The organism is Lunatibacter salilacus (genome assembly GCF_009797935.1).
Classification (GTDB): domain Bacteria; phylum Bacteroidota; class Bacteroidia; order Cytophagales; family Cyclobacteriaceae; genus Lunatibacter; species Lunatibacter salilacus.
On the sequence record NZ_VOLC01000011.1, the window covers coordinates 119,590 to 138,609 of the forward strand.

The 19,020-nt window shown below is 42.4% G+C and carries 15 protein-coding genes; 2 read left to right on the forward strand and 13 right to left on the reverse strand.

The genetic code is table 11. The annotated features are described in order from the left end of the window. Positions 1–71: 71 nt before the first annotated feature. From ruvA to FQ608_RS15775, 12 genes are all read right to left on the reverse strand, one after another. Entirely contained in the window at positions 72–671 is a 600-nt protein-coding gene (ruvA, locus tag FQ608_RS15720) for a Holliday junction branch migration protein RuvA (RefSeq protein WP_158859192.1), read from the reverse strand. Beyond that, positions 655–2,937: an NADP-dependent malic enzyme gene (locus tag FQ608_RS15725; RefSeq protein WP_158859193.1), complete on the reverse strand. Its 2,283-nt coding sequence runs from the start codon at positions 2,935–2,937 to the stop codon at positions 655–657. Before FQ608_RS15725 ends, ruvA begins: the two co-directional genes overlap by 17 nt. A gap of 36 nt (positions 2,938–2,973) precedes the next feature. Beyond that, positions 2,974–4,068, reverse strand: a complete 1,095-nt coding sequence (locus FQ608_RS15730; protein WP_158859194.1) for a DUF4837 family protein — start codon at positions 4,066–4,068, stop codon at positions 2,974–2,976. Positions 4,069–4,150: 82 nt separating this feature from the next. Continuing rightward, entirely contained in the window at positions 4,151–5,563 is a 1,413-nt protein-coding gene (locus tag FQ608_RS15735) for a lytic transglycosylase domain-containing protein (RefSeq protein WP_158859195.1), read from the reverse strand. A 12-nt stretch (positions 5,564–5,575) separates the two neighbouring features. Continuing rightward, positions 5,576–7,003, reverse strand: coding sequence for an Asp-tRNA(Asn)/Glu-tRNA(Gln) amidotransferase subunit GatA (gatA, locus tag FQ608_RS15740; protein ID WP_158859196.1), 1,428 nt, complete (start codon positions 7,001–7,003; stop codon positions 5,576–5,578). A gap of 11 nt (positions 7,004–7,014) precedes the next feature. Continuing rightward, positions 7,015–7,218 carry a twin-arginine translocase TatA/TatE family subunit gene (gene tatA, locus FQ608_RS15745; RefSeq protein ID WP_158859197.1) on the reverse strand — a complete coding sequence of 68 codons (204 nt, stop codon included), beginning with the start codon at positions 7,216–7,218 and terminating at the stop codon, positions 7,015–7,017. Between the two features lie 112 nt (positions 7,219–7,330). After that, a complete protein-coding gene (locus tag FQ608_RS15750; protein ID WP_158859198.1) occupies positions 7,331–8,614 on the reverse strand; it encodes a murein hydrolase activator EnvC family protein in 1,284 nt (427 codons plus the stop codon). Further along, positions 8,583–9,326, reverse strand: coding sequence for a DUF4292 domain-containing protein (locus tag FQ608_RS15755; protein WP_158859199.1), 744 nt, complete (start codon positions 9,324–9,326; stop codon positions 8,583–8,585). Before FQ608_RS15755 ends, FQ608_RS15750 begins: the two co-directional genes overlap by 32 nt. Further along, positions 9,319–11,067 (reverse strand): tetratricopeptide repeat protein, encoded by a 1,749-nt coding sequence (locus FQ608_RS15760; RefSeq protein ID WP_317168930.1) that lies wholly within the window; start codon positions 11,065–11,067, stop codon positions 9,319–9,321. Before FQ608_RS15760 ends, FQ608_RS15755 begins: the two co-directional genes overlap by 8 nt. Before the next feature lie 164 nt (positions 11,068–11,231). Beyond that, the gene (gene dut, locus FQ608_RS15765) at positions 11,232–11,663 is read right to left on the reverse strand and encodes a dUTP diphosphatase (RefSeq protein ID WP_158859200.1); all 432 of its coding nucleotides are present in this window, start codon (positions 11,661–11,663) and stop codon (positions 11,232–11,234) included. 286 nt (positions 11,664–11,949) lie between these two features. After that, on the reverse strand, positions 11,950–13,476 hold the full coding sequence (locus FQ608_RS15770; protein WP_158859201.1) for a lipopolysaccharide biosynthesis protein: 1,527 nt from the start codon (positions 13,474–13,476) through the stop codon (positions 11,950–11,952). A 21-nt stretch (positions 13,477–13,497) separates the two neighbouring features. Next, the gene (locus FQ608_RS15775; protein WP_158859202.1) at positions 13,498–14,283 is read right to left on the reverse strand and encodes an enoyl-CoA hydratase/isomerase family protein; all 786 of its coding nucleotides are present in this window, start codon (positions 14,281–14,283) and stop codon (positions 13,498–13,500) included. Between the two features lie 339 nt (positions 14,284–14,622). Here FQ608_RS15775 and FQ608_RS15780 point away from each other — a divergent pair, with 339 nt between their 5' ends. Together FQ608_RS15780 and FQ608_RS15785 are read left to right on the forward strand one after the other, a co-directional pair. Continuing rightward, on the forward strand, positions 14,623–16,080 hold the full coding sequence (locus FQ608_RS15780; protein WP_158859203.1) for an NADP-dependent isocitrate dehydrogenase: 1,458 nt from the start codon (positions 14,623–14,625) through the stop codon (positions 16,078–16,080). 86 nt (positions 16,081–16,166) lie between these two features. Next, complete coding sequence (locus FQ608_RS15785) at positions 16,167–17,477, forward strand: glycosyltransferase family 4 protein (RefSeq protein WP_158859204.1); 1,311 nt, start codon at positions 16,167–16,169, stop codon at positions 17,475–17,477. On the opposite strand, the gene FQ608_RS15790 is transcribed toward FQ608_RS15785, so the two are convergent. Then, on the reverse strand, positions 17,474–18,958 hold the full coding sequence (locus FQ608_RS15790) for an oligosaccharide flippase family protein (protein ID WP_158859205.1): 1,485 nt from the start codon (positions 18,956–18,958) through the stop codon (positions 17,474–17,476). The genes FQ608_RS15785 and FQ608_RS15790 overlap by 4 nt on opposite strands. Between the last annotated feature and the right edge of the window lie 62 nt (positions 18,959–19,020).

Below are 19,020 nucleotides of genomic sequence, written 5' to 3' on the forward strand. Positions count from 1 at the left end.
GTGAATTGTTGATGAGCCGACTTTATCCTCGAAAAAATATTTGAGAATGGGGAGGTCAATGCTGTAGTGCTTTAGGATGACTTTAAAGATGCTTTAATTAAATCTTCTAATGAAATTTCGGCAACACTTTTTTTCAAAATTGCGGAGATATTTTTTTCTGCCACTGCCTTAGGAAAACCCAATGTAATTAAGGCTTGTAACGCTTCCTGTTTTAGTTTATTGTTTCGCTGAACAAAGCCTGTCCCCATACTCGCACTCTCACCATAACTGTCTTTTTTTATTTTATCTTTTAGTTCCAATACAATTCGCTGTGCTGTTTTAAGGCCTATACCCTTGACACGCTGAATGGTGCTATAGTCTCCCGAAACAATAGCATCTTCCAATTCGGAGGTGTCTAAGGAGGAAAGAACCATTACTGCTGTATTTGGACCTACACCGGAAATAGATATAAGGGCTAAAAATAGTTTTTTTTCCGCTTCATCCTTGAATCCGTACAGGGTGTGAGCATCTTCCTTGATGTGAAGAAACGTTTGCAGCATTACGAGCTCCTGATCTTTGATCCAAGAATAAGTAGCTAGAGATATCTTGACCATATAGCCAACACCCTGAATATCTATGATCACATAAGTAGGATCTTTATATGCAAGTTTTCCTTTAAGGTAGGCTATCATTCTCGTTGATGGTTTGGGCATCCACTACGGCGATGGCTACCATATTGACAATCTCTCGTATAGAACTACCCAGTTGGAGAATGTGTACAGACTTATTCATACCCAGAAGTATGGGCCCGATTGCTTCTGCATTCCCTATTTCAGAAAGTAGTTTATAGGCTATATTGCCGGATGTGAGGTCTGGGAAAATTAAGGTATTTGCTTTATTATTTATTAAGGAGCTAAATGGATAATTTTCTTTTTGCATTGTTTCGTTTAGGGCTACGTTTGCTTGCATTTCACCTTCTATCACCAAGTCCGGATATTTTGCTTTAGCCAAAGATGTAGCTAACGAAGTCTTATCGGGTATCTTTCCCTTTGCAGAGCCAAAATTTGAATAGGATAACACCGCAATTTTTGGATCTATATCAAAAAACCGGACCCCATTGGCTGTGAGTCCGATGATTTCCACCAACTCCTCGGCGGTTGGGTTGACGTTCACCGTGGTATCAGCAAAGAAAAACGGCCCTTTATCGGAATTCATGATATACATTCCCGCGACCCGATTCACCCCTTTTTTTACGCCAATAATCTGGAGCGAAGGAAGGATTGTCCTTGGATAATCCTTCGTTAAGCCTGATATTAACGCATCTGCATCTCCTACTTCCACCATCATGGCCCCGAAATAATTTCGGTCACGCATGAATTTTGCAGACTCGTAAGGAGTTAGCCCTTTTCTTTTACGCTTATTATAGAGTATAGCGGCATATCTATCGATCATCGCATCTTCCTCAAAAGGATCCAAGATGGTTACATCCGGCAGGTCTAGGAAGTTTTCAGCAATCAAACTCTCTATTTTTTCCCGATTGCCCAACAAGATTGGAATTCCAATTTTTTCATCTTTAATCAATTGGGCAGCCTTCAATATTTTGCGATTGTCCGCTTCGGCAAAGACTACACGTTTGGGATCTTTCTTAGCTCTTGCGATTACCCGAGACATTAGTCGCTGATCGATGCCGATTCTTTCCTGCAATTCCAGTTCGTAACTTTCCCAATCTGAAATAGAATTTTTGGCAACACCGGATTCCATCGCAGCTTTAGCCACTGCGGGAGCAATAGTCGTAATTAATCTCGGGTCAAGAGGTTTTGGAATGAGGTATGTTTTTCCAAAGGCAAGTTTGGATTCGCCATACGCTTTGTTCACAATATCCGGTACAGGCTCCCGAGCAAGGGTGGCAATGGCCCTAGCAGCAGCCAGTTTCATTTCTTCATTGATAGTGGTTGCGCGCACGTCTAACGCTCCTCGAAAAATATAAGGAAAGCCGATGACATTGTTTACTTGGTTCGGGAAATCCGATCGGCCCGTAGCCATGATAATATCCTCCCGGGACGACATAGCCAAGTCATATTCAATTTCCGGGTCTGGATTAGCCAAAGCAAAAACAATTGGATTAGGGGCCATCAGCCTCAAGTCCGCAGGGGTGATAATGTTTCCTGCAGATAGGCCGAGGAATACATCAGCACCAACCAATGCTTCCTGAATGCGGTGAATATTTTTATAAGTTGCAAATTCCCTATGAATATCACTAAGTCCCGAACGGTCTGAGCGGATAACCCCCTCAATGTCGCATATCGTAATATTTTCTCTTTTGACACCAAGCCCCTGGTAAAATCTCGTACAAGAAATTGCTGCCGCACCCGCCCCACTTACGACCAACTTAATGTCTTCAATTTTCTTTCCGATAATATCCAAGGCGTTGAGCAATGCCGCGCCAGATATGATTGCCGTGCCATGCTGATCGTCATGCATTACCGGAATGTTCATGGCTTCTTTCAAACTCTTCTCAATGATAAAGCATTCCGGTGCTTTGATATCTTCCAAGTTGATTCCTCCAAAAGTGGGCTCCAATGAACGAATAATCTGTATCAGTTTATCAGGATCTTTTTCGTCGATTTCCAGATCAAATACATCGATACCTGCAAATTTTTTAAACAACACACCTTTGCCTTCCATGACGGGTTTGGATGCATCTGGTCCAATATCACCAAGACCCAAGACCGCCGTTCCATTGGAAATTACGGCAACAAGGTTGCCTTTGGCTGTATATTTATAAGCATTCTCCTTATCGGCCTCAATCTCTTTGCAAGGCTGGGCCACTCCAGGGGAGTACGCTAAAGCCAAATCAAGCTGGCTGGATAGAGGTTTTGTTGGAATTACTTCAATTTTCCCAGGCTTACCCGCACTGTGATAATTTAAAGCATCTTCTTTTCGTATTTTGATAACCATAGAGGTTTGGGAGATTGAATTAAAAAGAAAGGCAATTTATTGTTTGATTTCGGGAATTTCAGTAGCTAGGAGAATAGTCTCTATTTCCCGTATGGAAGACCGATGGGCCTCGTTGGGATAATAGACAAACCCTTCCATATAATACAATTTTCCGTTTTCAGCATCGACCACTGCATACGACAAAAAGGATCCGCCCATGCTCAGGTTGTTGGTTTTCCAAGCACCCCGCATTTCCATAGCATAGTTGCCGTCTACGGTAGTGGTGGTAAAAACAGGGGGTTCTATAGTCTCTGTCACAATGTAAGATAATGGTTTATCGGGGTCTCCAAAAATCCGGGGTTTAGTAATATCATTGCGCAACGCAATGAGGTTTTCCGGAAAAACCTGACTTTCATCCGAATATTCGGTCTGGTAAAAAAACAGACTGATATCTGGCTTACTGGTTCTTGGAGTAGGCTGCCGAAACCACATAAAGTCATCATCGTCTTGCACAAACTGGTAGGAGGCAGGAAGATTTATTTCGATTCCCATCTTCTCTCTGCCCATGATAGTGGCGGCTGAATTTTTTCTGCTAAACAGGGCTACCCCAATCCGTTCTCTTTCTCTACTGATAAAGAGACTTTGTATTCCAGCTTTATTTCTTCGTAAATTACTGATCAATTCTTCTTTGTTGTTGCCAAAAAGGTACAACACTTCTTGGCCAACGGCAAATTCATCTTTGCTCCGAAGCATGTATAAACTGGGATCCTCCAATGCCATTTTTTTCGAAGCTTCCGTAAACTGGCTGTTTATTGCCCTGCTTCCTGCTCCTGTATCGTCAAAGGTGGTGACATAGATCATGTTGGTAGCCATCTTCAAAATTCGGGTCAAGCTTCTGGGGTCAACCTTTTTAATGTTGAATAAGGGCTCCTCTCGAATAATACCCTTAATATCCTCTTGGAAGACTTCTTTGACCATTTCACCAACGGGCCCTGCATACATGGCGGAGTCAATTACCAGAATTATCTCCCCCAAGGCACCCCTTGCTTTAGGCAAGTTAGTTTTAGAAGAACTGCTTCCCGCTTCTTCACATGAATTGAAAAGAAACAGCGGAACGCAAATTATAAACAATAACAGATTCTTATAATTCATGACGTACTTTTTAGTTTTATTTTTCTCAATTTAGAAAAAATCACAAGTAGAAAAAAATAAAATTAAAAATTTAGTTTAAAATTTAACCAATGATCAGTTTCTGTCCAGGTTTTATTTGGTTATTGTTGAGGTTGTTGAGTTTTTTTAGCTGGTCAATGGTGACGCCTTCCAATCTGTTTGAAATTAGCCAAAGGGAATCCCCCGGCTGTACGGTGTATGTTTTACTTCCATCAGATTGAGAAACAACGGAAGGTTTCGAACTGGAAGAAGCTATGTTTTTTCCAAAAGATGAATTTTCATGATGGATATGCAATACTTGACCTACTTTGATCATATTTCCACTAATTCCATTCCAGTTTCTGAGGTCTGCCACCGAAACATTGTATCGCTGGGCAATTTTCCCAAGGACGTCACCGGATTGCACCCTGTATGTGGCTGTATAGGTGGATGTAGGCAGGGCCACAACTGACTGGGTGGGATTTTCCGTTAAGAATTCATTTGCCTGGACCCGCAGGGAATCTTGAATCCATCCCAAATTGTCAACCAAAAAGGTATGTCGCATCTTGGGAATTTTCAACATGATCTCTTTTCGCAAATCAGGTAGTTTTCTGGAAAGCAAGGCAGGGTTGAGATGCTCGAGATCCTCTATGCACATCGTGGTTAGCTGGGCCAATTGTTCCAAATCTAAGTCACCTGACCATGCTAATTTTTCATAACCGAGGGAAAATGTTGGCTCCTCCAAGTGTAGGTTGTGGTATTCAGGATGGCGCATCACGTACATGATTGCCTGGAATTGAGGGATATAACTTCTAGTTTCCTTTGGAAGGTACTGGTAGATTTCCCAAAACGTCCTTTTCCCTCCGGATCTTCGGATGGCTTTGTTGACATTTCCAGGGCCACAGTTATATGCAGCCATGGCAAGTTCCCAATCGTTATATCGCTTATGTAGGGACTTAAGAAATTTCATGGCTGCTTCGGTAGCCATTTCAGGGTCCATACGGTCGTCCACATAGGGACTTACATTAAGTTTAAAATCCCTACCGGTATAGGGCATAAATTGCCAAAGTCCCATGGCACCGACTCTGGATTTTGCTTTCGGATTTAGTCCGGACTCAATCACCGCCAGAAACTTTACATCTTCCGGCATGTTGTATTCTTTTAATGACTCTTCGAAAAGCGGGAAAAATATCTCTTCCCGCTGCAGGACCATTTTTGTGTAGCTCCTGTTTCGGACGACAAAGTAATCGATAAAAGCAAATATGGTTTCGTTCAGTTCAAACGGCATGTCCGTTTCCATGTCCTCTATCCGTTGTTTTACCTGCTCGTAGGTGAAATCCGGGATATAATCAAAATCGTATTGCGGGGCGATGACAGCGTCCTCCCCCAATCCTTGACCTGAGTAGACACCCAGTTCCTGTGCTTGTGTAAGACTCCCCCAAAAAAGAAAACCTATCAGGAAGAAAAGTGGACTGCGGTTATGGGATTGGGAATTCATAGGTGTTTCTGTTTAAGATTTCATAGTTGTCAAGTAATTTGCAAAGGCAAACAAATCAGCCTCCTTAAATGAATTGGCCATTATTTGCAATCCGATCGGTAGGCCATTCCTGTCAGTACCATTGGGTATTGATATTGCTGGAACTCCTGACACTGACGCCTGAACGGTAAACAAGTCCTCAAGATACATCGCTACCGGATCATTCGAGTGCTCTCCAAACTTAAACGCCGTACTTGGCGTCGTCGGCATAATGATGAAGTCATATTTATCCAACAAATTTTCAGTAAACTCCTTTATGAGGCGTCGGACTTTTTGTGCTTTTGTAAAATAAGCATCGTAGTAGCTGGCACTTAGAACGAAGGTTCCCAGCATAATGCGTCTCTTAACTTCAGGCCCAAAACCTTCGGACCTGGTCATTTTATACATGCTTTCCAAATTATGCGCATTGGGTGACCGATACCCGTACTTGACCCCGTCAAATCTGGAAAGGTTGGAGCTCGCCTCGGCAGTAGTCAAAATATAATAGGTAGGGAGTACATAATCGAGTAAGGGAAAATTCACCTCAACTATTTCATGTCCTTCTTTTTTTAGGGTTTCAAGCGTACCCAAGATATTTTCTTTGATATCGTCTTGAAGGGAATCCGAATAAATGGTTTCCTTTAGATAGGCGATTTTGGCAGGTTTGTCAAAATGTAGAAGTTCGCTATAATGGGGGACGGGTTTTCTGGAGGCGGTGCTGTCAAAATCATCACTACCTGCCATAATTTCCAGTACTAATGCGTTATCCTTAACGGTATTTGAAAAAACCCCTATTGTGTCAAATGAAGACGCATAAGCAATCAATCCATACCGGGATACCCGCGAATAGGTAGGTTTGACACCAATCACCCCGGTGAACGCGGCGGGTTGTCTTACGGAGCCACCCGTGTCAGTACCCAAGGATGCTGTACAAAGATTTGCCTGTACGGCCACAGCTGAACCACCCGAAGATCCTCCGGGAACACGCTCTTCATCCACCCCGTTCAGGACTCGTCCATGCACAGAATTTTCATTGGAAGATCCCATCCCAAACTCATCACAATTGAGTCGTCCTATAATGATGGCATCTTCGTCAATTAATCGCTGAATTGCCGTGCCGGTAAATTGTGATTCAAACCCTTCAAGAATTTTACTGGATGCATTGGCTTCATGTCCTTGATAGCACAGTACATCTTTGATTCCCAGTACCATTCCAGCTAGCTTTCCAGCATTACCAGATGCCAGTTTCTTGTCGACAGCAGCAGCCTGATCCAAAGCAGATTGTGTATAAACTTCAACGAAGGCGTTTAGGTGCGCCTTCGTTTGAATGTTGTTGAGATAATAGGTTACAACCGCTTTACAATCTGTTTCCTTATTTTCCAGCGATTTTTTTATTTCGTCAAATGATCGGAATTTTTCCAACGTGTCGTAATTTAACTCTTAGTTTTTTTGTCTTTAAGCCCTTCCTCCAAATCTTCTTGGATTTCTTTGGTAGCATCTTTAAACTCCCTGATTCCCCGGCCAAGTCCTCTGGCAAGTTCTGGGATTCTCTTGGCGCCGAATAGAAGTATTACGACCAGAATGATGATCACTAATGAACCTCCTCCGATATTCTGTATAAAAGCCAATGTATTCATGTGTTTCTTATTTTAGTTACAAATTAATTACAAATATATACGAGTGATTTTCTAACACAAAGGATAAACATCTAGTTCTCTCCTTTTTTGTAAAGATAGCATAATTTAATCATTATTTCCTAGAAAGCCAAATACTTGGATCCATGACTTCCAAACCTTTCCAAGTCTGAAAATGCAGTTCGGAAATACCATCTTTATCTGCGTTTACGGTCCCAATTATGGTTTTTGCGGTTATTTCCTGACCTGATTTTACAGCAACGGTTTTTAACCTACTATACATGGTATAAAAGTCCCCATGGCGGATGATGATGGTTCCTCCCATTCCGGGAACGGTGGTTATTTTGGTGACAACCCCGTCGAAAACAGATCGGACAGTTTCACCATTGTTGGTTTGTATATCTATTCCATCGTTGGTTTCCATTATTCCCTTTAAAGTGGGGTGGGGAAAGGTGCCATAGCGCTTAGAGATAAACCCACTTTCAACAGGCCAGGGGATTTTGCCTTTATTTCCGGCAAACGAGGTAGAAATTGCAGCCCCCTCAGGAGTAAGAGGTATCCGGCTTGCCGAAGTAGTTGTGGTCCTGCTGTCTTTCTCCTTGGCATTCGCTTCGGCAAGTCTGATTTCTTCGGCAATGACTGATTTGATAAGGCGGTTCAAGTCTTCCTGTTGCTTTCGTGCCGCTGCAATTTCCTTTTTAAGTTCCTGTTCTTTTTGGGTGAGGTTATTTACTATCCCTTCTTGCTCGTTTTTGAGCCGATCAAGCTGCGTTTTTTCAGTCTGCTCCTGAGCTAGCACCATTTCTTTTTCCTTTTTTTTGTCTTGTAGGGCTATCTGCTGATAGGCCAGCTCTTCATTAACCTTGTTCATTTGGTCCACCTGCTTTTTCCTTGCCTCGCTATACTGACGAAGGTAGCGCAGTCTCATGTAGAACTGCTTGAAAGTCTTTGCGCTAAAAATAAACGTGATAACATTCACCCCCTGGTGAAGTTTATAGGATGTATAGATCATGTTGGAATATTCCTCTTTGAGGTTTTCCAGATCATTTTCCAAAGAAGTAATGGATTTTTCGGTGGCGTTGATTTCTCTGTTAATCAACAGTACTTCCCGGTTCAGGGTATTGATGTAGGTAATTCTTGTCTCCAGTTTTTGGGTTACCGCTTTCAATTCACCCAAGGTATTTCGTTTTTCGGCAGTTGTTTTTTTGAGTATCGTGTCGTACTCCCTTAGACGTTTCTGTATATCGGCTTTTTCTTTTTCAAGCTGTGCCCTCGAGCGCTTTAATTGGGACTGGGCTGATGACTGCATAGTCCATAGTCCTACCATAAGCACCACAAGTACGCCTTTTAAAAAGTATTGGGAATGTCTAATAGTTGTATGGGAAATTGAGCGAAGCATTGGAAAGGTCGACTTTAACTATTTCGGCATTCATGGACATTTTGGACCTGGGTTTATCCGGTAAGCTAAGAACCATATTTACGATGGCTTTATAAGGAAATGGTTGCGACTCTATATCTTTAAAATCCATGTAGTTAGCCGAAAGGCTACCCCCATCCTTTCGCCTGGTACCACTTTGCAGATCGGTAACCTTTCCGTGCTTTGCACTGATGGTGGATCTGTAAACCAAGTTATCCCTTTCCTGGGTAAGTTCAAAGACTTGCCCGACCCGGACCATTCTATCCCTAAACGTGTAATCGTGGGGAATATTGGCGAACAGGAGATTTTGGACCAAATCCAGCGTTAATGAGACCCCGTATTTTGTTTCGAACGTTTTGTAGTCCATGTCAATGGTGTTGCCATTAAGGCGGTCTCTTATCTTAATAAAATCGGTGGTCATTATCCCCCTGGCAGCTTCTATACCCAATCCGGGTGACAGGCTAAACCAAACTACGCTGTCTTTTTTTGCCCGGATATTTAGGGTGCCTTTTGTTATTTTTCCGTTTTGATCCTCTATCATGACCTTTCCACGTGCGGATAGGAAATCGTACTCCAGGTAACTGGGCTCGAACTCATCCATTACGGTATCTGAGGTGTATAGCAGGGGCTTTTTAGAGCACCCCAAAAGAGCGAGTGAAAACACTAATGCTCCTATCAATGAATACCTAGTCATAATATCTTTTGTTCTTTATTTTTTGGGTCAGAAATTTGGAAGTTTCTTGGAGCCCTTCGGCCTTTTTCCAATAGCTCAGTGCGTCATTTACCATTCCAAGCTTGTATAGGATGTCTCCGTAATGTTCGTACATGACCCCATTTGGTGATTTCTCAAACTCCAAAGCTTTCTCCATGTACTCTTTGGCCGCCTCAAATTCCTCCAGTTGAAACAAAACCCAAGCGTGGGTGTCCAAATAGGTGGCATTTTCGGGAAATCGTTTCACTAGTTTTTCAGACATTTTCCGAGCCCGATCCAGATCTTTTTTTTCCAAAGAGAGAAAATAGGCATAATTGTTCAATATATGCTCATTGTTTGGGTTTATTTCCAATACTTTATCATAAGTCTCAAAAGCTTTGGATTTTTCATCAAGGCTATGATAGGCATCGCCTAGCTGCCCCAACGCCATTAGTTCAAGTTGTTTGTTTTTGCCGGCATTTATCTCCAACGACTTTTCGAGTGATTCTTTGGATTCTTCGAATTTTTTCTGAGCCAGTTTACTTGTTCCATCAAAGAACCAAAATTCCGACTTTTTGGGGAATTCATCCACAGCCGTTTGCGTGAGAATTTCAATCTCTCCAAAATCTTTTTTAAGTTCAAACATCAATGAGATTGTAGCCTGAAGCACTTCTTCATTGGCGGGATCGAGTGAAAGGGATTGGCGATAGTGGCTTAAGGCAGTTTCTTTATCTGAATTTAACTGCGCTCGATCGCCAAGGGCGGCCTGTATCACGGCATCGTTGGCATTTAATTCTAAAATATATGTCTCCAATTCGTCTAATAAGGTTTCCCTAGCCTCCGTTTTCATCTCCCTCATTAACTCCGAAAAAGTACGCGCTTTAATGTCGGCACTCAAATCCGGATGTGAAAATGCCCTAACCAAGTACTGATTGGCCGTTGTAATGGCTCCGGCTTCTTTATGCAGTGTAAAGAGAGCCATAAACAATTCCGGTTGGTCCGGATAGGTTTTAAGTGACTCGTGTATCACTTTTATGGCCTGTGAATGACGGTTGTTGTTAAACAGGATTTCCACCAATGCCAATACGTACTGCGCATTCCCAGGCTGGGCGGCGATGAGCTTTTCTCCTTCTTTGACGGCGCCTTCCAAATCATTTTTGCTCAGGTAAATCCGCTGTTTTTGGGCAGTCAGTTGTTCTACCACTCCATAGTAGTCTTCTGCTTGATTTAATGCAACCAGGGCATTATCAAAGTTTTGACCTGCAAGGTATAGGGAGGCTAACTCCAGGATATACTGCTGGTTTTCTTCACCATTTGCCATAAGTGACTGCAAAACCTCTGCGGCTTCTTCAGGTTTATTTTGCTTGCTGTAGATTTCTACAATCATCAGCTTGTAATACTTGTTGAAGGGGTCCAAGGATACCGCCTCTCTGGCCAAGGGAAGTGCTTTATCAAGTTGGTTGGCTCTTGTAAGTATCTCAGCCATTTTGAAGTAAATGGCTGCCTCATCCGAATTGTAGGAGAGTGCCTTTTCAAAATAAAAATAGGCTCGGTCATATTCCTCCAACATCAAAAATTTCTGTCCTTCGACAAAAAGCCTACTCGCCAACGCTTCTTTTTCCTGCTTTTTACGCTGCTTTTTGCTTAATTTTTCCTGAGAAAAGCCAGAAGAAATTCCCGCCATTACAAAGATAAAGGTAATCAATGCCCATTTGAGGAATGCCGTACTTATTTTAGTCATCATAATTATTCGCAGCTTTGGTGCTGACACTCCTCTTTATCGTATTCTATTCCAAAAAAGTTTGGAAAATTGAAAGAAATAGGAAACAGCTTACACCACCTCTTTACAATATTACTCCCCATTTGGTTCATAGCGTTCCAAAAATCAGTCCCATTTTTATTGGTTTTTTATTTTCCAGTACTACCATAACCACCTCTACCTCTAGTTGTTTCGGTCAAAACCTCGTCTGGATCCCAGCCTATTTGCTCATGACGGGCAACTACCATCTGAGCAATCCTCTCCCCATCGTTTACCTGAAAAGGTTCATTTGAAAGATTTATCAGTAAGACCTTTATCTCTCCCCGATAATCCGCATCGATCGTACCCGGAGTGTTGAGTACTGTAACCCCATACTTTAGCGCCAGTCCACTTCTAGGCCTTATCTGTGCTTCAAATCCGGCGGGAAGTTCCATGTACAAACCTGTCCCAATCAGTTTCCTTTCCAACGGCTGGATTATCATCGGATCCTCCAATTCTGCTCTCAGGTCCATTCCGGCAGACAATTCGGTTTGGTACTCAGGTAGCGGATGCTTCGATTGGTTAATGACCTTAACTTTCATCTGTTTATAATTTTTTTTTCAATGGTCAGATGGAATCTCGCAATTATAATCATCCCACTGTGTGACGATCTCGTCATGCTCGATTTCATGTGTCTATAATTTTTTTTCAGCGGTCACATGGAATCTCGCATGGTTGATAGTCATCCCAGTGTGTGACGGCTACGTCATGCTCGATTTCATATGTTTATAATTTGTTTTTCATCTGCCATAACTTGCCCCGGTTTATCGGGGTGGAATCTCGCTTTGATAATCCTCCCTACGTATGAGGTTCTCCTCTTGCTCGATTTCATGGAGTTAATTTTTTTTTAGCTTGCCGAAACAGCGAAGATAATTCCTTTTTTTCCATTAGGAAAATGAACATGGTATAAACAATAACAAATGAATTATGAACGATAAAATTTATCCATGCGGAATCAAATTTAACCCAGAACCCCATATAACTGAGCATAAAGGTTAAGCCTAAATAAGTCAACCCACTTTTCACCTTATAGGGGATGGGAAAAAAGCGCTGCCCAAACAAAAAACAGACTACCATCATTATAAAGTAGCTCCCAAATGTACTCAGTGCTGCACCAACAAATCCATAAATCGGTACAAGGGTAAGAATAATAACAACAGTGACTATAGCGCCCAGGGAAGTTATATAGAAACTATACTTTGTCTGGTCGGTAATTTTAAACCAAATGCTCAGGTTATAGTAAATGCCTAGAAACAAATACCCCATTAAAAGCAGCGGAACCATTGATAATCCCAATTCATACCCCTCTCCTTGAAAGAATATACTACTAATCAGATCCAAATTTACCGAAACAACTACCATAAGTGTGGTACAGAAAATTATAAACCAGTGCATAACACGGGCGAAGAGTTGGGGACTGTTTTTATTTTCCGCTTGTTGAAAGAAAAAGGGTTCAGCCGCATATTTGAATGCTTGAATGATAAGACTCATAAATATGGCCAATTTGAAATTGGCCCCAAAGACACCACCTGCGGCTCTTTTGGAAAGTCCAGGGTAGAAATCTTCTGGAATGGCGTATTCGAACAAACCTCGGGAAAACACCTCATTGATAACGCCCGCAAGCCCCATAAATAGCAGGGGTACGGCATAATGCCACATGGGCCGTAGGACAGCCTTATCCAGCATCCATTGGATAGGTCCGCTTTTATACAACAACACGGGGAGGATCAAACCGTTGGCAAGGACATTTGCAAGCAGGATATAGTCTACTCCCCAATCCGGGCGGTAAAGTTTCTGAGCGAGCGGCTGCAATTCTGGAAGCCACTCCCCCCGGGCTACATGAAATAATAAAACGATGAAAAACAGGTTGAATCCAACATTGAGAAAAATATTCAGCAACTTGATCATGGCAAAGGCCAAAGCCTTACCTTCCAGTCGTAGCTTAGCGTAAGGAATGGCCAAAACTGCATCAATTGTCAGGATAAATGCCACCCATTGAAACAAATGACCTTGGCCTGGATACTGAAACCATATGGCTAAATAATCGGATCCAAGATAAAGAACTGAACCTAGTGTCAGAGAAACCAAACCTACTAGTGTCTGGGTATTGTGGTAAACTTTCTTGGGGTCAAGTCCCTTGCCGGTCGCAAACCTAAAATAGGAAGTCTCCATGCCAAAGGTAAAAACCACGTTCAGAAAAGCAATTAATGCATAAATCATGGTAAAGGAGCCGAGAGCTTCTTTGTCCAAATATCCGGTATAAAGAGGGATAAGTAAAAAGTTTATAGTCTTGCCCAAAATGCTGCTAATGCCATAGACGGCAGATTGGCTGGCTAACTTCTTTAGCTGACTCATCTAAAAATTAAAGAGGGGGAATTACTCCCCTTTGAAATTAGGTTTTCTCTTTTCGAGAAATGCTTTGGTGCCTTCCCTGTAATCTTCGGATTTTACACAACGGGCGAAACTATTGGCTTCGATCTGATACCCGTTTTCGTCGCTGACAAATACAGCATTGACGCAGTCTATGATCATTCCAATTGAAAGAGGCGCCTTAGCCATTATTTTGTGTAATATTTCTTCTGCCTTTGCGATAGCGGCGTCTTTTGTCTCTTCGACATAATTAAGAAGTCCCAATGTCTTGGCTTCCTCAGCACCCAACATTTCCCCTGTCATAAGTATCTCTGTGGCTTTTGTCCGGCCTATCAATAACGTTAGGCGTTGAGTGCCACCATATCCGGGAATGATTCCCAAATTAACCTCAGGCTGACCAAATTTAGCATTGCGTGTGGCAATTCGCATGTGGCATGCAATGGCCATTTCACAGCCTCCTCCCAATGCATAGCCATTGACAACTGCGATCACTGGTTTATGGCAAGATTCAATATTGTCAAATACCTCCTGTCCAAATTCAGCGAATTTGCGTGCGTTGACCTCATTGAGTTCAGATATTTCATTGATATCTGCGCCGGCAACAAACGCTTTTTCGCCGGCTCCCGTTAAAATAACCCCTCGGATGGACTTGTTATCGTTCACCTCATTGAAGATATTGTTGAGTTCTTCCAGAATCTTAAAATTTAAAGCATTAAGCTTGGATTCCCTATTTATGGTTAAATAAAGTATTCCATCTTTAGTCTCTGAAAGAATATTTTTCTGTTCCGCCATGCGTTATTATCAGTGTTGATTTCCAAATATACAAGTACGCCATTCAAAGACAAAAGAAACGGTTAAAAATCATACGGACTGTTTTTTTTTAGAATTCATTATAAAGGTAGTATTATGTTTTTTGAATTGAAAAAAAAGCAAATGATGAATGGGGAAGGTCTAAAAATCATAAAATGTCAGTGGAGACTTTATCTGAATCCATACTGGATAAATTCGCTGAAAAACATTACCAAAAAGTAGGATACTGGATTGGGTTAATATGATTTTTTAGGGCTATGTTCCCGCAAATATTTCTATTTTTGCATTGGGAATTTTGAAAACTCAACTTATTGAAAACTTATGACGTCGAAAAGAAAAATAACCGTGGCCTATGGAGATGGCATCGGACCGGAAATAATGAAAGCTACCTTGGCAATATTAAACGCCGCAGGAGCCCAAATAGAACCAGATGTCATCGAGATTGGCGAGCAGGTATATTTGAAAGGAATTAGTTCAGGAATAGAGCCGAGAGCTTGGGATTCTTTGAGAGAGACGAAGGTTTTCCTTAAATCACCCATTACCACCCCCCAAGGAGGCGGTTTCAAGAGTTTGAATGTGACCACCCGAAAAACATTGGGGCTCTATGCCAATGTCCGGCCGTGCAAAGCCTATTCCCCTTTTGTAAAAACCCATTTTCCCAAAACAGATTTGGTCATTATTAGGGAAAATGAAGAGGACCTCTATGCGGGGATTGAGCACCGTCAGACGGATGAGGTTTATCAATGTCTTAAGCTTATTTCCAGGCCGGGAAGTGAGAAAATCATTCGGTATGCATTCGAATACGCGAAAAAATACAACAGAAAAAAAGTGACCTGCATGACGAAAGACAATATTATGAAATTAGCCGATGGCCTGTTTCATAAGGTGTTCAATGAGGTCGCAAAGGAATATCCAGATATAGAAACGGAACATAAGATCATTGATATAGGCACCGCGCTTATTGCGGACAGACCTGAAATATTTGATGTCATCGTGACATTAAACCTTTATGGGGATATTATTTCAGACGTGGCTGCTCAGGTCACAGGTTCCGTCGGCCTTGGGGGATCATCAAATGTAGGGGAAGAAGTGGCTATGTTTGAAGCTATCCACGGGTCCGCTCCTGACATAGCCGGTATGGGCGTGGCTAATCCGTCAGGCTTACTAAATGGAGCCATTATGATGCTGGTTCATATCGGGCAACCGGAGGTGGCAGAGAAAATTGCCAACGCCTGGATGAAGACTTTGGAGGATGGAATCCATACTGGTGACATCTACCAAGAATCCCTATCCAAAAAGCGCGTAGGAACGCAGGAATTTGCAGCCGCCGTAATTGAAAGATTGGGGCAGGCTCCCGCAAGTATGCCTAAAGCCTCCTTTGCCAAAGGGGGCGAAGAAGGAGGCGGTAAGATGAGACTTACCGAGCGTGTACCGGCTAAGAAAGAATTGATCGGGCTGGATGTGTTTATAGATTGGAAAGAATCAGGAAGAGACTCGAACGTGATTGGAGACCGACTTCGGCAGGTCAATGCTGACGGTCTAAAAATGCAGCTGATTACCAATCGGGGAGTAAAAGTATATCCTGACGGGATGAAGGAAACCTTCTGCTCCGATCATTGGAGGGTTCGTTTTTTCAATGCCGATGAATCTGTTATCACCCATGATCAAACCATTGAGATCTTGAAACAAGTCAAGAACTTGGGTTTTGATTTTATCAAAACTGAAAATTTATACACCTTTGACGGCGAAAGGGGATTTTCGTTAGCACAAGGAGAATAAATATCCATAAACCAATTAGGCCATATACCCCAGTAATTACGGGTATGTGGTTTTTTTTATTTAAATTGACCCTGCCTTTTTATCCTATGTCCATCCCCAAACGAGTTCTCATCATTACCTATTATTGGCCACCCAGTGCCGGGTCGGGGGTGCAGCGTTGGTTAAAATTCGCCAAGTACCTTCCTGAATTTGGCTGGGATCCGGTAATATTCACACCTGAAAACCCTGATTTCGACCTCAAGGATCCTTTGATGGAAAAGGAAGTCTCACCTCACATGGAGGTACTGAAATTTCCCATTTGGGAGCCTTATCAGGTTCTCAGATTGTTGAAAACAGAAAAAATCAGCGACCCCGGTATCCTAATAGAAAAGAAGCGAAAAAATTGGTTTGATAAAGTTGCAATTTGGATACGGGCCAATGCCATTATACCTGATCCACGGGTGTATTGGGTCAAGCCTTCCGTCAAGTTTTTGGGGCAGTTGATGGAATCAAATAATTTTCAGGCCGTAATTACCACAGGTCCGCCCCATAGCATGCATTTGATTGGAAGAGAACTTAAACGTAGGCATGGAATCCCTTGGCTGGCTGACTTTCGGGATCCATGGTCCACTTGGGAATTTCTGGATACGCTGCCCATGACGGGTTGGGTCAAAAACAGGCACCTCGCATTGGAGGCATCGGTATTTAGAGAAGCGGATGCGTTGGTGACTATTTCACCTACTTTCCAGCAGGAAATGGAGCATCTGGCAGATAGAAAAATTCAGCTGATCACCAACGGCTTTGATCCGGTAGATTTGCCTTCAGATTTTTTAATGAATCCACCCGAGTCACAAACTCTTGAGATTGTTTACACTGGTGTGATCGACGCAATTCGAAACCCGATGCCCTTTTTGTTGGCGATGAAGGAGGTTTTTGGCCAGACTAAAAATAAAATTAAATTGACCTTTGTAGGTAGGGTCAGTCAACAGGTAAAAACTTCCCTTATGGAGGATTCCTGGCTTTCGTCCCATGTTGAATTGGCAGGGTACGTCCCACATGAAGCGGTGTTCCAGTATTATGCAAAGGCTCATATACTACTTCTCATACTCACCAATACAAAAAACGCCAAAGGAAATATTCCAGGGAAAGTGTTTGAATATATGGCTACGGGTAGGAAAATTGTAGCATTGGGTGACCCTGAAGGTGATACGGCCCAGATCCTTCGACAGGCACAGGCAGGGGAGGTATTTCGGCATGAGGATAGAAAAGGATTAATTTCATTTCTTGAAAACTGTCACACACAGGCTGTCAATTCTCAGCAAACGCCCATCCATACTTCCTACGAAAGAAAAACCCTTACGGGACAACTGGCTGATTTATTAAATAAAATTACGGTGGGGCAAACTGCTGACGGCTAAGATTTGGAAAATGACTCACCAGCCTTTTCTTTTATCCACCCTTCGACTTCGGGCGCGATGTGCCAACTCCAGGATCCAAGGCCATATAATAATACCATAACGCTACTTCGGATAAGAATATCCAACCATACGATGGTCTGGCCTGGAATTGCGTAGTGAGTGATTGCCCAGCTTCCAATTCCCACTAGCAGAATTTTACCGACTCCCCAGGTAAAAGGATCAAATCCCAGCCGGATTTTCACGTAAATGTACTTAATTAAATTATACAAAAACATCGAGAGCAGTGATGCTAGGGCTGCTCCTTCTATCCCATAAACTGGAATTAGCCACAGGTTCAAAACGATCACAGCTACACACATAATCAGGGTAGCGGTAATATTAAATAGATAGAAACGGGAGAACACGATTATTTCCCCATTGACCGAAAAGATCACATCGGACAACTTTCCCAATCCGATAAGAAAGACTACCCACTTGCCAGCCTCATAGATTTCGCGGTTTGGGACATAGTGATATAGCGAATCAATATTGACCCAAATCAGCAAGAAAATCAGCAGGCAAATTAGGAACTGGTGGATGGCGATTTTTTTATAAAGGACATTTATCTCCTTCAGTTGGTTGTTGGCGAATTTTTCTGAGATAACAGGCATAATTACCTGAGAAATAGCCCTTCTAGGCATTTCAATGACTACCGCTATGGAAAAGCCAATGGTATAAATCGCATTGGCATTAAGACCGATCATAGAGCTGACCATGAGGCTGTCAATTTTCATGATGAGCAATGCCCCCGCCGTTCCCAGCAAAGTTATCAGGCTATACTGTAAAAATTCTTTTTTGAAGGGAGTGCTAATCTGTTCCCAGTTTGCCGATAGATGGAATATACCGATCTTAGACATGTAGCCAATCATGGCCAGCAAGGCGAGGAAATAGATTCCTCCCAATCCCCACATCAGCGAATAAAAAGAGTAAAGTCCAAAGTAATAGCCCAAAATCAGGAAGGTGACCAAAAGCCTCAATAGCACATCCCGGAAAAAGGAGGGTATTGCCACCTTTAAATAGGATCGGCTAAAAGCATCTAATATGGTGTTCAAAACGGAAAAAAATGTAATAAGGAGGGCCACTAACAGGAAATTGTTTACTTCCGGGGAGTTTTCCGCAAAGATAGAAATGACCTGCTCCCTGAAAATAAAAAATCCTAGTGCCACGGTAAGAAAACCGACCACACCGATGACGAGTGTAAAAGTAAAAAAAGGAAATTTACTTCCTACAACACGCGGGAAAAAACGGGTAATTCCATTGCCAATCCCAAGCTGCGCAAACGGCACTAATAGGATGGCCATGTCCTGAATGGTTTTAAACAAACCAATCTGCTCCGGCTCCAAAACGAATGGTAGGAGCCAAAGCATATTAAAATAACCGATGACAACGCCGATATAGGCGAAAAGGGTCGTTAAGAGGCTTTGTTTGGCGATTTTGCTCAAAAGAAATTTTAGTTAATTCAGGAAAGGTAATACAATCTCTATTACGGTAGGATTTTTACTGT